This window comes from Variovorax sp. P1_H12_2 (assembly GCF_056405335.1).
Genome location: NZ_JBFUCI010000743.1, coordinates 1 through 1,323 on the forward strand (window position 1 = coordinate 1; position 1,323 = coordinate 1,323).

At 68.5% G+C, this 1,323-nt stretch carries 3 protein-coding genes; all 3 read left to right on the plus strand.

All coding sequences use genetic code 11. The features are described from left to right. A partial coding sequence (locus tag AC1D2K_RS34760; RefSeq protein ID WP_478094989.1) for an enoyl-CoA hydratase-related protein occupies nucleotides 1-347 on the plus strand: 347 nt, incomplete at its 5' end. 13 nt (nucleotides 348-360) lie between these two features. After that, entirely contained in the window at nucleotides 361-1,032 is a 672-nt protein-coding gene (locus AC1D2K_RS34765; RefSeq protein ID WP_478094990.1) for a DUF4126 domain-containing protein, read from the plus strand. An 89-nt stretch (nucleotides 1,033-1,121) separates the two neighbouring features. Beyond that, the coding region (locus tag AC1D2K_RS34770; protein ID WP_478094991.1) for a biotin carboxylase N-terminal domain-containing protein at nucleotides 1,122-1,323 on the plus strand (202 nt) is incomplete at its 3' end.

Genomic DNA, 1,323 nt, shown 5'->3' on the forward strand with positions numbered 1-1,323 from the left:
CCTACGTGCTGCGCGCGATGGGCACCCRCGCGGCGCAGCGCTGGTTCCTCACGGCCGAGCGCTTCGCGGCGGCCGAGGCGCATCGCATCGGTCTCGTGCACGAGGTGGTGGCGGCCGATGCGCTCGATGCCAAGGTCGCCGAGGTCGTCAAGGCGCTCACCAGCGCCAGCCCGGCCGCGGTGCGCGCCTGCAAGACCCTGATCGCCGACGTGGCGGGACGCGAGATCGACGATGCGCTGGTGGCGAAGACCGTGCAGGGCATCGCCGACATCCGCGCGAGTGAGGAAGGCCGCGAGGGTGTCCAGTCGTTCCTGCAAAAGCGCAAGCCTTCGTGGTTGAACGGTTGATACGGATCGTCTCATGACCTCGCTCGACATGCCGCAACTGCTCGCACTGGCCGCCGCGCTGGGCTGGGCCAGCGGCGTGCGGCTCTATCTGGTCGTGCTGCTGACCGGATTGGCCGGCTACCTCGGGTGGCTGCCGCTGCCGAGCGGCCTTCAGCTGCTGGCGCATCCGGTCGTGATCGCGGCCAGCGGCTTCATGGTCTTCGTCGAGTTCTTCGCCGACAAGATTCCGGGCCTCGATTCGATCTGGGACATGGTCCACACCGCGATCCGCATTCCCGCGGGGGCCGCGCTCGCGGCCGGCGTGTTCGGCGCCGATCACGCGGCGATGGCGCTGGTGGCGGCCCTGCTCGGCGGCGGCTTCGCGGCCACGGCGCATGCGGCCAAGGCGACCACCCGGGCCGCGATCAACACCTCGCCCGAACCCTTCAGCAATGTCGGCGCCTCGCTGGTCGAGGACACGATGGTGCCGGCCGGCCTCTGGCTGGCGGTCGCGCATCCGCTGGTGTTCGGCCTTCTCTTCATCGTCGTGCTGGTGCTCAGCGTCTGGCTGATCCGAAAGAGCTGGCGCTTCCTCAAATCCTTGTTCGGCCGCGTGGCGCGCATCTTCAGCGGTCGGGCCGACCCCGGCGTGGTGCCCGCCTTCCAGCTCAAGAAGAACCCTCCTGGAGACTCATCGAATGTTTAACAAGATCCTGATCGCCAACCGGGGCGACCAGCCGCGAAGCGGCGCAGCGGCGCAGCCACATTGCATGGCACGCGAAGCGTGCGAAGGCGATTTCACCGCGGAGACGCACCATGTTTAAGAAGATCCTCATCGCCAACCGCGGTGAAATTGCCTGCCGGGTGGCCGCGACTGCGCGCCGCATGGCCATCCGCACGGTCGCCGTGTATTCCGACGCCGACGCCCACGCCAACCACGTGCGGGCCTGCGACGAATCGGTGTACCTCGGCGGCAGCGCGCCCAAGGAGAGCTACC

Coding starts and splice junctions, on each gene's coding strand:
- AC1D2K_RS34765 (WP_478094990.1), top strand. CDS start 361: ATGACCTCGCTCGACATGCCGCAACTGCTCGCACTGGCCGCCGCGCTG.